General features: G+C 58.4%; 17 protein-coding genes and 1 pseudogene. 13 read left to right on the forward strand and 5 right to left on the reverse strand.

From position 1 onward, the window contains the following. Positions 1–7 precede the first annotated feature (7 nt). From D2E23_RS07250 to pflA, 3 genes are all read left to right on the forward strand, one after another. Positions 8–193 (forward strand): hypothetical protein, encoded by a 186-nt coding sequence (locus D2E23_RS07250; RefSeq protein WP_126030283.1) that lies wholly within the window; start codon positions 8–10, stop codon positions 191–193. 238 nt (positions 194–431) lie between these two features. Then, entirely contained in the window at positions 432–2,807 is a 2,376-nt protein-coding gene (pflB, locus tag D2E23_RS07255; protein ID WP_126030284.1) for a formate C-acetyltransferase, read from the forward strand. 93 nt (positions 2,808–2,900) lie between these two features. Then, complete coding sequence (gene pflA / locus D2E23_RS07260) at positions 2,901–3,782, forward strand: pyruvate formate-lyase-activating protein (protein WP_126030285.1); 882 nt, start codon at positions 2,901–2,903, stop codon at positions 3,780–3,782. A 246-nt stretch (positions 3,783–4,028) separates the two neighbouring features. Here pflA and D2E23_RS11825 read toward each other — a convergent pair. Then, positions 4,029–4,133: pseudogene (locus tag D2E23_RS11825) on the reverse strand (hypothetical protein); the annotation flags it as partial. On the opposite strand from D2E23_RS11825, the gene D2E23_RS11830 reads away from it, so the two are divergent. Further along, complete coding sequence (locus tag D2E23_RS11830; RefSeq protein WP_241227245.1) at positions 4,089–4,283, forward strand: hypothetical protein; 195 nt, start codon at positions 4,089–4,091, stop codon at positions 4,281–4,283. The pseudogene D2E23_RS11825 and the gene D2E23_RS11830 sit on opposite strands and share 45 nt — an antisense overlap. A 57-nt stretch (positions 4,284–4,340) precedes the next feature. On the opposite strand, the gene D2E23_RS07270 is transcribed toward D2E23_RS11830, so the two are convergent. From D2E23_RS07270 to D2E23_RS07285, 3 genes are all read right to left on the reverse strand, one after another. Then, entirely contained in the window at positions 4,341–4,715 is a 375-nt protein-coding gene (locus D2E23_RS07270) for a type II toxin-antitoxin system HicB family antitoxin (RefSeq protein ID WP_126030286.1), read from the reverse strand. A 495-nt stretch (positions 4,716–5,210) separates the two neighbouring features. Next, positions 5,211–5,747 (reverse strand): hypothetical protein, encoded by a 537-nt coding sequence (locus tag D2E23_RS07280; RefSeq protein WP_126030287.1) that lies wholly within the window; start codon positions 5,745–5,747, stop codon positions 5,211–5,213. Between the two features lie 593 nt (positions 5,748–6,340). After that, positions 6,341–7,429, reverse strand: coding sequence for an Ltp family lipoprotein (locus D2E23_RS07285; protein WP_206432015.1), 1,089 nt, complete (start codon positions 7,427–7,429; stop codon positions 6,341–6,343). Positions 7,430–8,043: 614 nt separating this feature from the next. On the opposite strand from D2E23_RS07285, the gene D2E23_RS11935 reads away from it, so the two are divergent. The 9 genes from D2E23_RS11935 (at position 8,044) to clpX (ending at position 15,062) form a co-directional block, all read left to right on the forward strand. Continuing rightward, the gene (locus D2E23_RS11935) at positions 8,044–8,178 is read left to right on the forward strand and encodes a hypothetical protein (RefSeq protein WP_276313579.1); all 135 of its coding nucleotides are present in this window, start codon (positions 8,044–8,046) and stop codon (positions 8,176–8,178) included. A 12-nt stretch (positions 8,179–8,190) separates the two neighbouring features. After that, entirely contained in the window at positions 8,191–8,313 is a 123-nt protein-coding gene (locus D2E23_RS11940) for a hypothetical protein (RefSeq protein ID WP_276313580.1), read from the forward strand. Then, complete coding sequence (locus D2E23_RS11945; protein WP_277596486.1) at positions 8,285–8,662, forward strand: holin; 378 nt, start codon at positions 8,285–8,287, stop codon at positions 8,660–8,662. The genes D2E23_RS11940 and D2E23_RS11945 overlap by 29 nt, the downstream gene beginning before the upstream one ends. Before the next feature lie 177 nt (positions 8,663–8,839). Then, entirely contained in the window at positions 8,840–9,487 is a 648-nt protein-coding gene (locus tag D2E23_RS07295; protein ID WP_240541569.1) for a DUF3000 family protein, read from the forward strand. Continuing rightward, on the forward strand, positions 9,474–10,760 hold the full coding sequence (locus tag D2E23_RS07300; RefSeq protein WP_241227247.1) for an HRDC domain-containing protein: 1,287 nt from the start codon (positions 9,474–9,476) through the stop codon (positions 10,758–10,760). The genes D2E23_RS07295 and D2E23_RS07300 overlap by 14 nt, the downstream gene beginning before the upstream one ends. Positions 10,761–10,811: 51 nt before the next feature. Further along, complete coding sequence (tig, locus tag D2E23_RS07305; protein ID WP_126030290.1) at positions 10,812–12,197, forward strand: trigger factor; 1,386 nt, start codon at positions 10,812–10,814, stop codon at positions 12,195–12,197. A gap of 196 nt (positions 12,198–12,393) precedes the next feature. Then, on the forward strand, positions 12,394–13,014 hold the full coding sequence (locus D2E23_RS07310) for an ATP-dependent Clp protease proteolytic subunit (RefSeq protein WP_093961423.1): 621 nt from the start codon (positions 12,394–12,396) through the stop codon (positions 13,012–13,014). Between the two features lies 1 nt (position 13,015). Continuing rightward, complete coding sequence (locus D2E23_RS07315) at positions 13,016–13,669, forward strand: ATP-dependent Clp protease proteolytic subunit (RefSeq protein ID WP_093961424.1); 654 nt, start codon at positions 13,016–13,018, stop codon at positions 13,667–13,669. 88 nt (positions 13,670–13,757) lie between these two features. Continuing rightward, on the forward strand, positions 13,758–15,062 hold the full coding sequence (gene clpX, locus D2E23_RS07320) for an ATP-dependent Clp protease ATP-binding subunit ClpX (protein WP_126030291.1): 1,305 nt from the start codon (positions 13,758–13,760) through the stop codon (positions 15,060–15,062). Positions 15,063–15,471: 409 nt separating this feature from the next. Here the strand turns inward: clpX and D2E23_RS11715 are convergent. Beyond that, the coding region (locus D2E23_RS11715) for a hypothetical protein (RefSeq protein WP_206432016.1) at positions 15,472–15,653 on the reverse strand (182 nt) is incomplete at its 5' end.

Here is a 15,653-nt window from a genome sequence, read left to right on the forward strand (position 1 = left end):
AATGACCATGACAGCCAAGAATGACAAGAAGTGGTATTTCAACACGCGTACGGAGCAGGCGGAGCTCGGGCCCAAGTCCCCGATCTCGGAACGCATGGGACCGTACGACACCGAGGAGGACGCCCTCAACGCATGGAAGATCGTCGAGGAACGTAACCGCAAGTGGGAGGAGCAGGATCGCGGCTGGCGCTGACCGGCCCGTTTCGTGACGACGAACCGTCCAAATCCCCGATGATGTGAGCCGTCTTACAGGATGCTGTGAGACGGCTCACATGCGTTTTGTGAGCTGCCTCATAAAGCCGCCGAAAAGCCTTCTGAAATGTGAGGAACGTCACGCGTAAACGGCTATTTCCCGGCTTGCGGGCCGCATAGAATAGTCAATGACAACGGAGTGATGACGCGACGTTGCAAATCCTCAACAAGGAGCGAATATGACAGCAGTAGATGCCACCAAGGTTTCTGCCGAAGATCTCCAGGCCAAGGCTTGGGACGGCTTCAACGGCGGTAACTGGCAGAACGAAATCGATGTCCGTGACTTCATCCAGAAGAACTTCACCCCCTACGAGGGCGACGAGTCCTTCCTGGCTCCCGCCACCGACAAGACCAAGCATCTGTGGAAGTACCTCGACGACAACTACCTCGCCGTGGAGCGTAAGCAGCGCGTCTACGACGTGGACACCCACACTCCTGCCGGCATTGACGCTTTCCCGGCCGGCTACATCGATAGCCCCGAGGTCGACAACGTGATCGTCGGCCTGCAGACCGATGTTCCCTGCAAGCGTGCCATGATGCCGAACGGCGGTTGGCGTATGGTCGAGCAGGCCATCAAGGAAGCCGGCAAGGAGCCCGATCCGGAGATCAAGAAGATCTTCACCAAGTACCGCAAGACCCACAATGATGGCGTCTTCGGCGTGTACACCAAGCAGATCAAGGTCGCTCGCCACAACAAGATCCTCACCGGTCTGCCGGATGCCTACGGCCGTGGCCGCATCATCGGCGACTACCGTCGTGTTGCTCTGTACGGTGTGAACTACCTGATCGAGCAGAAGAAGAAGGATAAGGATTCCATTCCTTACCGCAACGACTTCACCGAGACCGAGATCGAGCACTGGATCCGCTTCCGTGAAGAGCACGACGAGCAGATCAAGGCCCTCAAGCAGCTGATCAACCTCGGCAACGAGTACGGTCTGGACCTGTCCCGCCCGGCTCAGAACGCTCACGAGGCCGTGCAGTGGACCTACATGGGCTACCTCGCCTCCATCAAGAGCCAGGACGGCGCCGCCATGTCCTTCGGCCGTAACTCCGCCTTCTTCGATTGCTACTTTGAGCGCGATCTGAAGGCCGGCCTCATCACCGAGACCGATGCTCAGGAGATCATCGACAACATCGTGATGAAGCTGCGTATCGTCCGCTTCCTGCGCACCAAGGATTACGACAACATCTTCTCCGGTGATCCTTACTGGGCCACCTGGTCCGACGCCGGCTTCGCCGACGACGGCCGCGCCATGGTCACCAAGACCTCCTTCCGTCTGCTCGCCACCCTGACCCTCGAGCACCTCGGACCTGGTCCGGAGCCGAACATCACCATCTTCTGGGATCCGAAGCTGCCGGAAGGCTACAAGCGCTTCTGCGCCAAGATCTCCATCGACACCTCCGCCATCCAGTACGAGTCCGATAAGGAGATTCGCGGTCACTGGGGCGACGACGCCGCCATCGCCTGCTGCGTGTCCCCGATGCGTGTCGGCAAGCAGATGCAGTTCTTCGCCGCTCGTGTGAACTCCGCCAAGGCTCTGCTGTACGCGATCAACGGCGGCCGCGACGAGATGACCGGCATGCAGGTCATCGACAAGGGCGTCATCGATCCGATCAAGCCCGAAGCCGACGGCACCCTGGATTACGGCAAGGTCAAGGCCAACTACGAGAAGGCTCTCGAGTGGCTGTCCGAGACCTACGTGCAGGCTCTGAACATCATTCACTACATGCACGATAAGTACGCCTACGAGTCCATCGAGATGGCTCTGCACGACAAGGAAGTGTACCGTACCCTTGGTTGCGGTATGTCCGGTCTGTCCATCGCGGCTGACTCCCTGTCCGCAGTGAAGTACGCCAAGGTGTACCCGATCTACAACAAGGACGCCAAGAACCTCGAAGGCCACGAGTACGAGTACGTCGAGGGCGCTGACGACGATCTGGTGGTCGGCTACCGCACCGAGGGCGAGTTCCCGATCTACGGTAACGACGACGATCGTGCCGACGACATCGCCAAGTGGGTTGTGTCCACCGTCATGGGCCAGGTCAAGCGCCTGCCCGTGTACCGTGGCGCCGTTCCGACCCAGTCCATCCTGACGATCACCTCCAACGTGGAGTACGGCAAGAACACCGGTTCCTTCCCGTCCGGCCACAAGAAGGGCACCCCGTACGCTCCGGGCGCCAACCCGGAGAACGGCATGGACTCCCACGGCATGCTGCCGTCCATGTTCTCCGTCGGCAAGATCGACTACAACGATGCTCTCGACGGCATCTCGCTGACCAACACCATCACCCCTGACGGTCTTGGCCGCGACGAGGACGAGCGCATCAACAACCTGGTCGGCATCCTGGACGCCGGCAACGGCCACGGCCTCTACCACGCGAACATCAACGTTCTGCGCAAGGAGACCATGGAGGACGCCGTTGAGCACCCCGAAAAGTACCCGCACCTGACCGTGCGTGTCTCCGGCTACGCTGTGAACTTCGTGAAGCTCACCAAGGAGCAGCAGCTCGACGTCATCTCCCGTACCTTCCACCAGGGAGCCGTCACCGACTGATCGCTAACCCGATCGGCACCGTGTGAACGGTGATATGCCGGGGGCGGGGCACTGAATGTCCCGCCCCCATTTTGTCGTAGAAAGAGGACGCCGATGTCTGAGAACGTGCAGTTCAAAACCACCAATCCGCATATGCTCAAGTCGAACAAGGACTATGCCAGCCAAACGTTGATGGGTGGTCTTTCCGGATTCGAATCGCCGATCGGTCTTGATCGACGCGACCGTATTCACGCATTGAAATCAGGCGACATCGGATTCGTCCACTCCTGGGACATCAACACTTCCGTCGATGGACCAGGCACCCGTATGACCGTCTTCATGAGCGGCTGCCCGCTGCGTTGCCAGTACTGTCAGAACCCGGACACCTGGAAGATGCGCGACGGCAAGCCCGTGTATTTCGACGCCATGGTCAAGAAGATCAGCCGTTATGCCGATCTGTTCAAGGCCACCGGCGGCGGCATCACATTCTCCGGCGGCGAATCCATGATGCAGCCGGCCTTCGTGTCCCGTGTGTTCCGCGCGGCCAAGGAGATGGGCGTGCACACCTGTCTCGACACCTCCGGCTTCCTCGGCGCCAGCTATACCGATGAGCAGCTGGACGACATCGACCTGTGCCTGCTGGATGTCAAATCCGGAGATGAAGCCACTTACAAGAAGGTCACCGGCGGCATCCTGCAGCCGACCATCGATTTTGGACGTCGACTCTCCAAGAGGGGCGTGAAGATCTGGGTGCGTTTCGTGCTGGTCCCTGGCTTGACCGATTCCGAGGAGAATGTCGAGAACGTGGCCAAGATCTGCGCGTCGTTCGGTGACGCGCTCGAGCACGTCGATGTGCTCGGTTTCCATCAGCTGGGTCGTCCCAAGTGGCACGAGCTTCGCATTCCCTACCCGCTTGAGGACGCCAAAGGCCCGTCGGCCAAGCTGCGTGCCCGTGTGGTCGACCAGTTCAAGAGCCACGGACTGACCGTGTACTGATCGCCTGGCCGCGTATCGATCGTGCATGTCGTTTTCGGCATGCGCATTATGAACTTCTGAATCCTCGTCCGTTTTCGCGGGCGAGGATTTTAGGCTCTTCGGGTGTTTGTGTGGGCTGGGATTGCTGGTTATTGGCGTCCGGGGGAGTTTGAGGTTGAGTCCTCCGCATTTGAGAATGACGAGGCCGATGAGGTTGTCGAGGTTGCGGTATCCGTAGCCGATTTTGATGGTGGTCTTGATCTTGTTGTTGACGGCCTCGAGCCTGGCGTTGGATAGTCCGCTGCGGATGGTCTTGAGGATGTCGAAATGGCGTCTGGCGATTTTCTCGCTGAGCGGGACGAATCCCGGAATGCTGGAGAGAAACGCGTCCGCAGCCCATCGGCACAGCAGAGGCGCGGCCGCTTCGGCCAAGTTGGGCCGACCTCGATTGCCGACAGTGGAACCCATGACGACATCACTGTCACCCTCGACGACGATCCCACGCTGAACTTCGTCGATTAATCAGAAGGCCCCGCGCTCGCCGTATGGAGCGTGGGGCCTTCTTCAGGTTTCTATTGGTCAGGCGTGCTGTAAAGCACTGACGCGCTGGGGGCTAACCCCCGTGACGATGGCGACGTCACGAACGGTGAGACCCTCGTTGCGCAGTGCATTGACGGTGCTTCTGGCGAGGCGGGAGGCCTCCTCCTGCGCCTTGCGGGCGGCGTCGCGCTTGGCGAACAGCTCCTCGACCATGCGTGACGTGTCGGCATCCAGCTCGGGCTCGATATTCACCTCATCGACGGGGGAGTCGAGCAGTTTCGCGGCGTCGCGCACCATGTCCTCGACCTGATCGAGGCGTCGCGCCTGAGTGAACAGGCCGGGGATCTCGGGGACCTCGACAGCCCACCAGCCGCCGCTGCGGGTGCAGATGGCGGTGACGGTACCTGTGCTCATTTCGCGTTCCTTTCTATGTATTGGATGATGCCCTTGGCGGTGAGCTCGTTGATTTCGCCATGACGGGGAGCTACGGTCTTGGCCTTGCCGACGACCACCTTGCTATGGTTGCCTCCCTCGGTCCAGACCGGCGTCAGTCCTCTTGCCTTGGCAATCTCACGAATCCGCTTTTTCTAGTTCTTTTCTCTTCATAGTTATAGTCTATGTCTATTTACTTATCAAGTAAATCGATATTGACTAAAATATGACATTTGGCTTCCGGAGAGGATTCTGTCGGCGTTTGCACCGCAGGCAATCTGAGCGTCGCTTTTCTCTAACAGTGCGACATAATGCTTGTTGTATGTATCGTTCTTTTGTTCGGGCTGAATACTCGTCGTCGTTCCATCGGCCTCATACAGTGTGTATTTTCCCCTATAAGGGGCAATGCTCGTTCCTGAAGGGTATTTTTTCCCGGCCAGAATAATGACTTGGGATTCGCCTGGCGCCAACCGGATTTCAGATGTCCCAAGTATATTCATCCCATCTGTTACGTTTTGTGGCGTTAACGAATAGGCATGTTCTCCAGTATTCGGCAACAGAGCCAGATTTCCGCTGTTGGACACCGAGGGGGTGCAGACGATCTCTTGATTGTCGGGGGGAATCGGTCTGGCGGATGGCGATTATAGTGCCCTGAGTTCGTCCGGAGTTGGTGATCACCATGGCGTGATTGGATTGCACGGACGTGACTCCCGTTTCCAAGTCGGTGTCCGATAATTGCTGGTCGCGATTCGTGATATAGGCCAGAGAGAACATCGCACCCTCTTCTCTCCATTTTTCCTCGGCGACTTTTCTATCTTTTTGCTCTTGCACCGCATCTTCCTGCTTGTCTGCAATATCTTGCTGCCATTGCTGGAACGGGAGGATAACCGCGTAAATTGCTGCTACCAGTGATCCCAATGCGATCACGATGCCAATGGTCCCAGACCATCTCTCAACAAAGTTAAGTGCACGAATAATTTCGCATTTGTTCTCGTGCTTCGAAGACTCACTCATATACATTCCTTGGATCATGCAATTATGTAAGACGCGAATACGGCTGAAAAGACCGTATCTCTAATCTACTTGGCCAATGAGGTAGGCAAAAGCCCCGGCGCTCGCAGTGCGCGACCGGGGCTTTTGCCTTACTTGCCGTGGATCTACTTCTTCCAACGGAGTCGGCCGTCGGACGCGGCCGACCCCGAATCCTGCAAAGCAGTATGGGGCGCCGCAAACCTCATGCTGCACAAAAAAGAACTTTCTGGCGCTCACCGTACGTCGTTGTTGTTCTCACCGAGACAGCGAATGAGGCATTTGCTCCCTACCCGGATGGAGGCATGCTCTGAGGCGCCCTACGTAGGGTCGTTTTCGGAGATGACGTCTCCATACAAGTGAGTCCCGGCCGTAAGGAACTCGGCAAGCTCGACATATCTGACGCTGAAGCATATCTAACCATGATCACCGACAGTGGAGTCATGGCAAAAATAGAAATACGCCATCAAAACGATGCTTGGACCGCTGTCACATTCATCCTGGGAATCTAGGAGCCATATATGGGAATCCCCGGCGGTTCATCACGAACGCCGGGGATTCCCATATATTCGAAATCATTAGTCATTAAGGTGCTCGATGGCGTAATTCGCCTCATCCTGAGTGAATTTCTCCCCATAGGGGGACGCCAGCTGGTCTCTAATTGCCTCGGTCGACAGATTCAGATTATCCCTGTAGCTCTTGGCCATCTCCAGGGCATTCGCATTCCAGTCGGCCTGCACGTGATCGACGGCCCATTGTGCAGCATCCGCAGGGAATTGCCCTCCATACGGAGACACGAGCTGGTCATAAATTCCCTGCTTCGACATATGCATCATGGAGGAATACTGACCTGCCTGCACTAATGCGTTCTTGTATTCGGTCGGAGGGTCGGCGGTCAGCTTCAGCTCTGAGGTCTGGCCCTCGTACTCAATAGTAAACACGGTCTCGCCGTTGTAGTTGATCGCGCCAGGATTCTGCACCTTCCACCCGGTCACATTCTCGGAGGATCCGTCATCGTACTTGGCCCGAACGATGATGCCGCCGTTCTGATCATCGATCTGTGTGCCATCCGCTCGAGACCCCGCGTATAGGACATCGATCCCCGTCAACTGCCGAGGCTTCTTCGTCGGGGTCTCTGCCGGGGTGCTCGCGCTCGCCGATGGGGACGATGTTGCGGCCGAATCGGCCGACGAGGATCCGGAATCCTCTGTAGGGGTCAGCAGGACGATGATGAAGAACAGTCCCAGAATGGCCAGTACCCAGAACCACCACAGCTTATAGAACGGCTTCTTCGACTGCTGTTCGCCGGTTTTCCGCTGGCTCAGATCGGCTTTTAGCTGTTCCGCAAAACGGTATATGGACTCGGACTGGTCGCCTGTGAAAAAGATGCACCATGGGCTGGTCGCAGCCTCCTGCGGATTGTTCGGCATAGAGGCAAGACTTCCGTCGGGATTCCATACGAGGAAGACCAGCACGCCTTCGTGCTCGGGGGTGGCGTCGATGATCTGGATATCGGAAACTAGTCGCCAAGGATATTGCCGGGAGACTCCTCCTCGGACGATGGTCAAATTCTCTCCATCGAATGACGCGGAAGCATTATACCCTTCCACTGTCAATGGCGTATTGGTGAAGTTTGGAGATATACCTTCTGTCTTTCCGAGATTCATGATCTCTCCCGTGTCTCTCTGCGCTGAGGGGCGCGTACTACTTCCTGAACCCCTAAACGGGGTTTTGATATCTTATCGAGAGATCTGATGAAACATGCCGGGAATTTTAACCGTCGGGTCCTGCACCTTTGCGTTACGCCGAGGTATGAGATCCTGCGTAATCTTCAACTACTCTAGGATCTATGGCCGGACGCTCGGTATCCGCGATGATTCCGGATAAGGGCATGGACAACACTGAAGCGATCTTTCGTAGTTGCTCGTAGCCGGCCACAGTGTGCAATTCTGGAATCTTGCGGAGAGTACCATGGGGGACTCCTGACTTCTCCGACAATGCTTTCGGCATGAAATCGCGTGTGGCCATAGCGCGTTTGATCGCGATCGAGAGCGCCTTTGACTCAATCGTAGGTATTTTGCTTCCAGCTACCATATGGGACACGGTACTACCGGTTGGCGTATGTAATGTCCCAAAATGGGACACGCTGGAATTTTAAACTTTGTACACAGGGCGTGCCATGTCCTATATGGAACTCAAAAAGGTCTCTTCGGAACATCTCGGCTTGGCGATAAAGGCTGTTGTGAAGATGGGGGGCATTACTCAGGTTGAGCTATCGATCATGGCAGGCATTCCGCGTAACTCTCTTAATCGCAAGATCAATGGCGGTGTGCTCAACTATCGACGGCGTGATTACCGGCCGGGCTACGCACGCCCGGCCCTGCAGTCCTACGCGTACGGGGGAGACAGCTCCTAGCTCGTCCGCCGCATGCAGGAGATCCTTAAAACCGAGGGCATCTACTCGGGCAAGATCGACGGGCTCGCCGGGACCAAGTACATCGACGGTCTGCACTGCTACCTCGGTGTCGCCACCAAACAGATGCAGCCTTGAACCGACTGGTATACGGGACCGGCCGAGCGCTCCAGGTTCGACTCAACCAAGGAAAATTCTAGAAGAAGGGAGAGGACCCCCGATAGATGAAATCCCGCAGCGCGCGGCCGAACCCACGGCCGGCACCACGTCGAATCCCGTTCTGTGGGCCAGGGCCGCCGGGCTCCGCGCGGTCAAGACCGCCGCCCAGGCCGCGCTGGCCGTGATCGGCACCGGAGCCGTCGGCATCCTGACCGTCGACTGGGCCAACATCGGCAGCGTGGCCGTCATGGCCGCCATCGTCAGCCTGCTCACCAGCATCGCCGGCATCCCCGAGGTCGACAACGGCACCAGCCTGCAAAAATGCTGACCAGGTAGCAGCCTGAGTCCTCATCGTCCCCCGCTCCGCAGCTTCGCGGATCGGGGGTATGCTAACCATGGCATGCACCCCCTATAAAATAGGAGTCACAGCAAAATAGAGTGCACTTAGAGTGTACTTGGATTTCAATCCCAAGAAACAGTAGGCTCAGGGGCTAATGTTGGATATATGGCTGAGATATTCACGTTCCCCATCGGCCGGTCATCGCAGACCTCCGATGCTCCGCGTGCAGCCTCCATCGAGGACGATCGCGGGATGTCGACGGTACCCCAAAGCGTGTGGCACGCCGTCGAGTCGGTGCGCGCCATGAGGCAACGTCCCGATATCCGATATTGTGAGATTCCGGTGCCATCGACATTGGCTGATTACGGCATTGGCGTTCAGCTTGATTTCGGCGTCGGGCCCTCCGTTCTCGCCCATGGCTGGATCATGATTCTGTACGCTCAATGGCCACGAAGCGAATGGGGCTCGCAATGGCGATGCGTCGCCTATGCTTCGATGCGAATACCAGGCGACGATCACAACAGTCTCACTCCATCGCTGATGTGGGATTGGCTGGAACGCAGCGTCACCGGAGCCCGTGAGGAAACCCTTGGTGGTACGGTGAGTCTGAATCGGAACACATCCTTTGGCATATTGTCCGACTCGGCGGAGGAACCGCCGCAGTCCGATTGCGAGATTCGCGTTTCCTGGACTCCCGTTGAGGAGCAGGACGGAGGGCTGAACGCCGGAGACCAAGTGGACGTGTGGGCCAGGTTCCTGAAATCCATGACAGCAAACGACGAATTGGAAGAACCGATCAGTGACAGAGAGTAAAGAGCCTCACCTGCTGAAGGAACCCCGCGAAGGGGTGCCTGACGTGATCGATACCCTGAAGGACTTCGACGCGGCCGTCGAACGTTTCGCCAATGCCGAAGGCCCGGTGGCCGCCGATGCGGAGCGCGCGTCGGGGTTCCGATACGGGCACGACGATTGGCTGGTGCAGTTCAAGCGCGAGGGCGCAGGCATAGCGCTATTCGATTGCATGGCGCTGAAGGAGGCCGGAGCGGATTGGTCCGACTTCAATGACGCGGTACGTGGCGAGGACTGGATCATCCATGACTCGCTGCAGGACCTTCCGGGATTCTTCGATCTGGGCATGCGCCCGGATGCGGTCTTCGACACCGAGGTCGCGGCACGCCTGCTTGGCGATACACGATTCGGCCTCGCCGCCGTCACCGCGAAGTATCTCGGCTTGGTCCTGGCCAAGGAGCATTCCGCGGCGGACTGGTCCTATCGTCCGCTTCCTCGTGACTGGCGCAATTATGCGGCGCTGGATGTCGAGGTGCTGATCGAGCTGCGCTCCCGTCTGCTTGCCGAACTGAAGGCACAGGGCAAGGAGGAATGGGCCCGGGAGGAGTTCTCCTATCTTCGACAGGAAGGACTGCAAGCGCGCAAGCCCCATCTGGAACCGTGGCGACGGGTGTCGCACATCACCTCACTGAGTCATGACCCCCGTGCCCTGGCCGTGGTGCGCAGCCTATGGACGGCGCGCGACGATTGGGCGAGGCGTCTGGACATATCCCCGTCCCTGCTGCTGTCCGACGCGGCCATGATCGAAGCCGGGCAGCGCAAGCCCCGGAATCTTCGCTCATTCAATGCCATTCGTTCGTTGAACCAGCGCGTGCGCATGCATACCGGTGGGGAACAGGACAAGATGTTTGAACGGTATGCGCCGCTGCAGCGTCAGGTCAGGCCATCCGTATGGCGTGAAGCGATTCTCGAGGCTCTGGCGCTGCCACAGTCGGAACTGCCGGTCACCACACCACGTCCCGCTCATGAGGAGGGGAATGCGCCTCGCTCCATGAAGTACTGGCGTGAGCATCATCCGGAACGCTTCGCACGACTGCAGGCGGCGAAGGCCGTTCTCGTGCAGATCGGAGAAGACACCAGAACCCCAGTGGAGGTGCTTCTCAAGCCGCAGATTCTCCGCAATCTGTGCTGGGCGGACCCCGTTCCCGATGACGTTGCCGAGTTCCTTACATCGCAGGGTGCCAGGAATTGGCAGGTTTCGCTCATTGCAGAGTCCGTGAGTAGGGTTATGATGTAACGGTTGCCTTGAATGGCTTAACGGAATTTTTTCAACGAATTGGAGCGCAGAGTGAAAATCAGCGTGAGGAATCTCGAACCCACCAAGGTTCGTCTGACCGTGACCGTAGACCCCGAAGAGTTCGAGCCGTATCTCGATGCGGCCCGCAAGGAGATCGCCAAGCAGGTGAACATCCCCGGCTTCCGTAAGGGTCATGTCCCCGGCAAGATCATCGATCAGCGCATCGGTTTCGCTTCCGTCGCCGGCGAGGCGATCAACAACGGCATTGGTGAGCTGTACTCCAAGGCCGCCGAGCAGAAGGAGCTGCGTCCGATGGACCAGCCCAAGCTGGACGTCAAGGAAGTGCCCGCCTCCGCCAAGGACGAGACCCGTCTGAAGTTCACCGCCGAGGTCGAGGTCCGTCCGAAGTTCGATCTGCCCGAGCTGGATGGCATGCGCATCGAGGTCGCCAAGCCGGCCGTGACCGACGAGGACGTGAACGCCCGTCTGGAGAACCTGCGTCAGCGCTTCGGCACCCTGGTCGGCGTCGACCGCCCCGCCACCAAGGGCGACTTCGCCAACATCGACCTCGCCGCTGAAATCGACGGCGAATCCGTCGACTCCCAGGAAGGCGTGAGCTACGAGCTGGGCTCCGGCACCATGCTTGACGGCCTCGACGAGGCTCTCGACGGTCTGTCCGCCGGCGAGGAGACCACCTTCGAAAGCACTCTTGAGGGCGGCGATCACGCCGGCCAGAAGGCTCAGGTCAAGGTCAAGGTCAACTCCGTCAAGGCCGAGGAGCTTCCCGAGCTCAACGACGACTTCGCTCAGGAGGCCTCCGAGTTCGACACGCTCGACGAGCTGAAGGCCGACGTGCGCAAGCAGTGCGAGCGCGACGCCGAAGGCCAGCAGGCCACCGCCGCCCGCGACGCCTTCATCGCCAAGCTGCAGGAGTCCGTCGAGATCCCGGTGCCGAAGGGCATCAAGCAGAATCTCGTCGCCGAGCACCTGAAGTCCATGACCCCGGATCCGGAATCCGCCACCGATGAGCAGAAGAAGGAAGCCGAGGAGTCCGCCGAGAAGGAGCTGCGCGACCAGATCACCCTCGACGCCCTTGCCGAGAAGCTCGACGTGCAGGTCTCCCAGTCCGACGTCATGAACTTCCTTGCCTCTATCGCCCAGCAGTACGGCATGGAGCCCAACCGCTTCATCAGCGCCATCATCCAGAATGGCCAGATCGGTTCCGCCGTGCAGGAAGTCGGCCGCTCCAAGGGCATGCTTGCCGGTATGCGCGCCGTCGTGTTTGTGGATCCGGAAGGCAACGAACTGGATCTGAGCCAGTTCCTCGGTGAGGACGAGGCCGAAGCCGAAGCTCAGGAAAGCGTGGAGGCCGCCTCCGCCGCTGCCGCCGTGGCCGACGAGATCGCCTCCGAGGACAAGGCCGAGAACGCCGAGTGACGCAACTGACGCTTTCATAAGCGACACCGTTAAAGAAGGGTCGGAACCGATGATCATCATCTCGGTCCCGGCCCTTTTGCATAGGATATGTTCCCGCGTTTTCCACGACACTCCTACGCAGTGAGCCGAAATCAACTCGTCCGTCGAATTCAGGCGGTAGTCTGAAAAACATCAGAATCGCAACAAAGGAGACAAGGTGAGCAACACGTTTGCGCCTCTGCCCGTCATGGCCGGAGAGGACATGCCTGCGGGGCCCGTCGATCCGATTTTCAACAGGCTCCTCAAGGACCGCATCATTTGGATGGGCGAGGAAGTCAAGGATGATATGGCCAATCGCATCTGCGCACAGATGCTGATGCTCGCGGCCGAGGATCCGAAGAAGGACATCTGGCTGTACATCAATTCTCCGGGTGGCTCCATTACCGCCGGCATGGCCATCTACGACACCATGCAGCTCATCGAACCGGATGTCGCCACCGTGGCCGTCGGCATGGCCGCCTCAATGGGCCAGTTCCTGCTGTCCAGCGGCACGCCGGGCAAGCGTTTCATCACGTCCCACGCCCGTGTACTGATGCACCAGCCGTCCGGCGGCGTCGGCGGCACGTCCACTGATGTGCGTATCAGCGCCGAACTCATCATGGACATGAAGAAGACGCTGTCCGAACTTACCGCGCAGCAGACCGGCCACACGGTGGAGGAAATCTACCGTGACAACGAATACGATCACTGGTTTACCGCGCAGCAGGCGCTGGAGTACGGTTTTGTCGACAAGATCGTGACCACGCCGGGCACCATGAGCACACAGAAGGGTGAATGATATGGCATCCGAAGAAGCACAGTACATTGCGCGCGCCCAGCGCCTTGCGGGCGGCATGCCGCAGGCCCGTTATATTCTTCCGCAGTTCGAGGAGAAGACCCCGTACGGGTTCAAGCGTCAGGATCCCTACACCAAGCTGTTTGAGGACCGCATCATCTTCATGGGCGTACAGGTCGATGACACCTCCGCCGATGACATCATGGCACAGCTGCTGGTTCTGGAAAGCCAGGATCCGAATCGTGACGTGATGATGTACATCAATTCCCCCGGTGGATCCATGACGGCCATGACCGCCATCTATGACACCATGCAGTACATCAAGCCCGACGTGCAGACCGTCTGCCTTGGACAGGCCGCATCCGCCGCCGCTATCCTGCTTGCCGCCGGTACCCACGGCAAGCGCCTTATGCTGCCGAACGCCCGTGTGCTGATCCATCAGCCGGCCATGGGACAGGACTTCGGCAAGGCGACCGAGATCGAGATTCAGGCACGTGAGATGCTCCGTCTGCGCACCTGGCTCGAGGAGACTCTGGCCAAGCATACGGGACAGGACATCGAAAAGATCCGCAAAGATATCGAAGTCGATACGATCCTCACCGCTCCCCAGGCGAAGGAATACGGCATCGTGGACGAGGTCCTCGAGACCCGTCAGTAGAGCAGTGCCACATCAAGAGGCCGAGGCGTCTTCACCGACGTCCCGGCCTCTTTGCGAACCGGACACGTGACGTTCAAGGGAAGATTCCATGGGACGAGTAGTCAGCTACAGCGAAGACACTCCGCGGTGCACATTCTGCGGCAAAAGTGAACATCAGGTGCATAAACTGGTCACCGGTCCCGGAGTCGCCATCTGCGATGAGTGCATAGAACTCTGCGTCGACATCATTTCCGATGAACGGCGTGACGACGCCGAAATGAATGCGTTGCGTCTCCCATATCCTAGGCAGATATTCGAATATCTCGATCGGTATGTCGTCGGTCAGGAAGAGACCAAACGTACGCTGGCGGTGGCCGTCTACAATCACTACAAACGCGTGAACATGGGACTTCGGGAAAAAGCCGAGGCACTGTCCACTCGACGGGACCGTACGCAGGATCCCTTCGCAGACGTCGAAGTCGCAAAGTCGAACATTCTATTGCTCGGCCCCACCGGCGTAGGCAAGACCTACCTGGCACAGACGCTGGCACGCGTCATGAACGTGCCGTTCATCATCGCCGATGCCACCACGCTGACCGAGGCGGGATACGTCGGCGATGATGTGGAAACCATATTGCAGCGGCTTATCCAGGCCGCCGACGGTGATGTGGAACGGGCCAGCAAGGGGATCATCTATATCGATGAGATCGACAAGATCGCCCGTAAATCGGGGGAAAACACCTCCATCACCCGTGACGTCTCGGGGGAGGGCGTGCAGCAGGCGTTGCTGAAGATCATCGAGGGGACCGTGGCCAACGTGCCGATGGAGGGCACCCGCAAGCATAAGGATCTCGAAACGGTGCGCATAGACACCAATGACATCCTGTTCATCTGCGGCGGTGCCTTCGTCGGGCTCAAGGACATCATCGAGCAGCGTCTCGGCAAGTACGAAAGCGGTTTTAATTCCGCGTGGCGGCAGACACCGGTGCCTGATTCGGAGATTCTGCATCAGGTCAGCGCGGATGATCTGGCCGATTTCGGACTGTTGCCGGAGTTCATCGGCCGTCTGCCCGTAATCAGTGTGCTGGATGATCTGACCGAACAGGATCTGGAACAAATTCTTCAATATCCCGCCAATGCGTTGGTCAAGCAATACCAGAAGCTCTTCGCCATCGACGGGGTGAAGCTCTCATTCACCGACAAGGCCCTGTCCGCCATCGCGCACACCTCGGTATTGCGCGGTACCGGCGCCAGAGGATTGCGGTCGATCATCGAAAAAACGCTGGAGGACATCATGTTCCAGCTTCCCGAATTGCATGATGTGGACGAAGTGATCGTGGACGAGCGTTCCGTGACGGATCATACGATGCCCCGCATTATCACCCGCGACCACGCGATTCGTCGCCAAGCCTGAGCATCCCCTTTCGGCATCCATTCCCTCACCCCAGCCCAATAATCGATAACGCTCCCGTCTTTCGCCTCCCTTCCGAGGGAGGAGCCAGCTGTGCTGGTTGTGCTGGTTGGTGTGCGTGATTCTCCGGCTCCCCTCCGTGGGAGGGGAGCTGTCCGCCGTATGGCGGGCTGAGGGGAGGGCTGTCGTCCGTGTGATGGTTCCGGTCCGTGGTGTGGCGGCTGTGTGGTTGTTTTGGTGTGGGTGTGGCTGGTCGCGTGCCGGTTGGTGGTTGGTTGTTGTGCTGTCTGTTGGTTGTTTTCACCGCTTGTTGTCGCGTTTGCGACACGCCGGTGGATGCTTGTGTTTTCAGTGGTTTTGGGGTTGTTGTGTTGGTTGGGTTTGCGTTATCGGGTGTGGGCGTGTAAGTTATTCACTCGTTGCCCGGCACGGCGGTGCTTCTTCTTCGGGGGTTGTGCTTCTTGCCTGTGTGGTGGTGGTTTGAGAACTCAAGAGCGTGTTTTGTACTACTAAGTTTTGATTGCCAGTCCGGCCATGGCTCCTGTTTTTGGAGTGCCTCGAGAGGGGCTGTGATTGTGGTCGGGTTTTTTGGAA

The sequence above is a fragment of the Bifidobacterium callimiconis genome, from assembly GCF_003952005.1.
GTDB classification, from domain to species: Bacteria; Actinomycetota; Actinomycetes; order Actinomycetales; family Bifidobacteriaceae; genus Galliscardovia; species Galliscardovia callimiconis.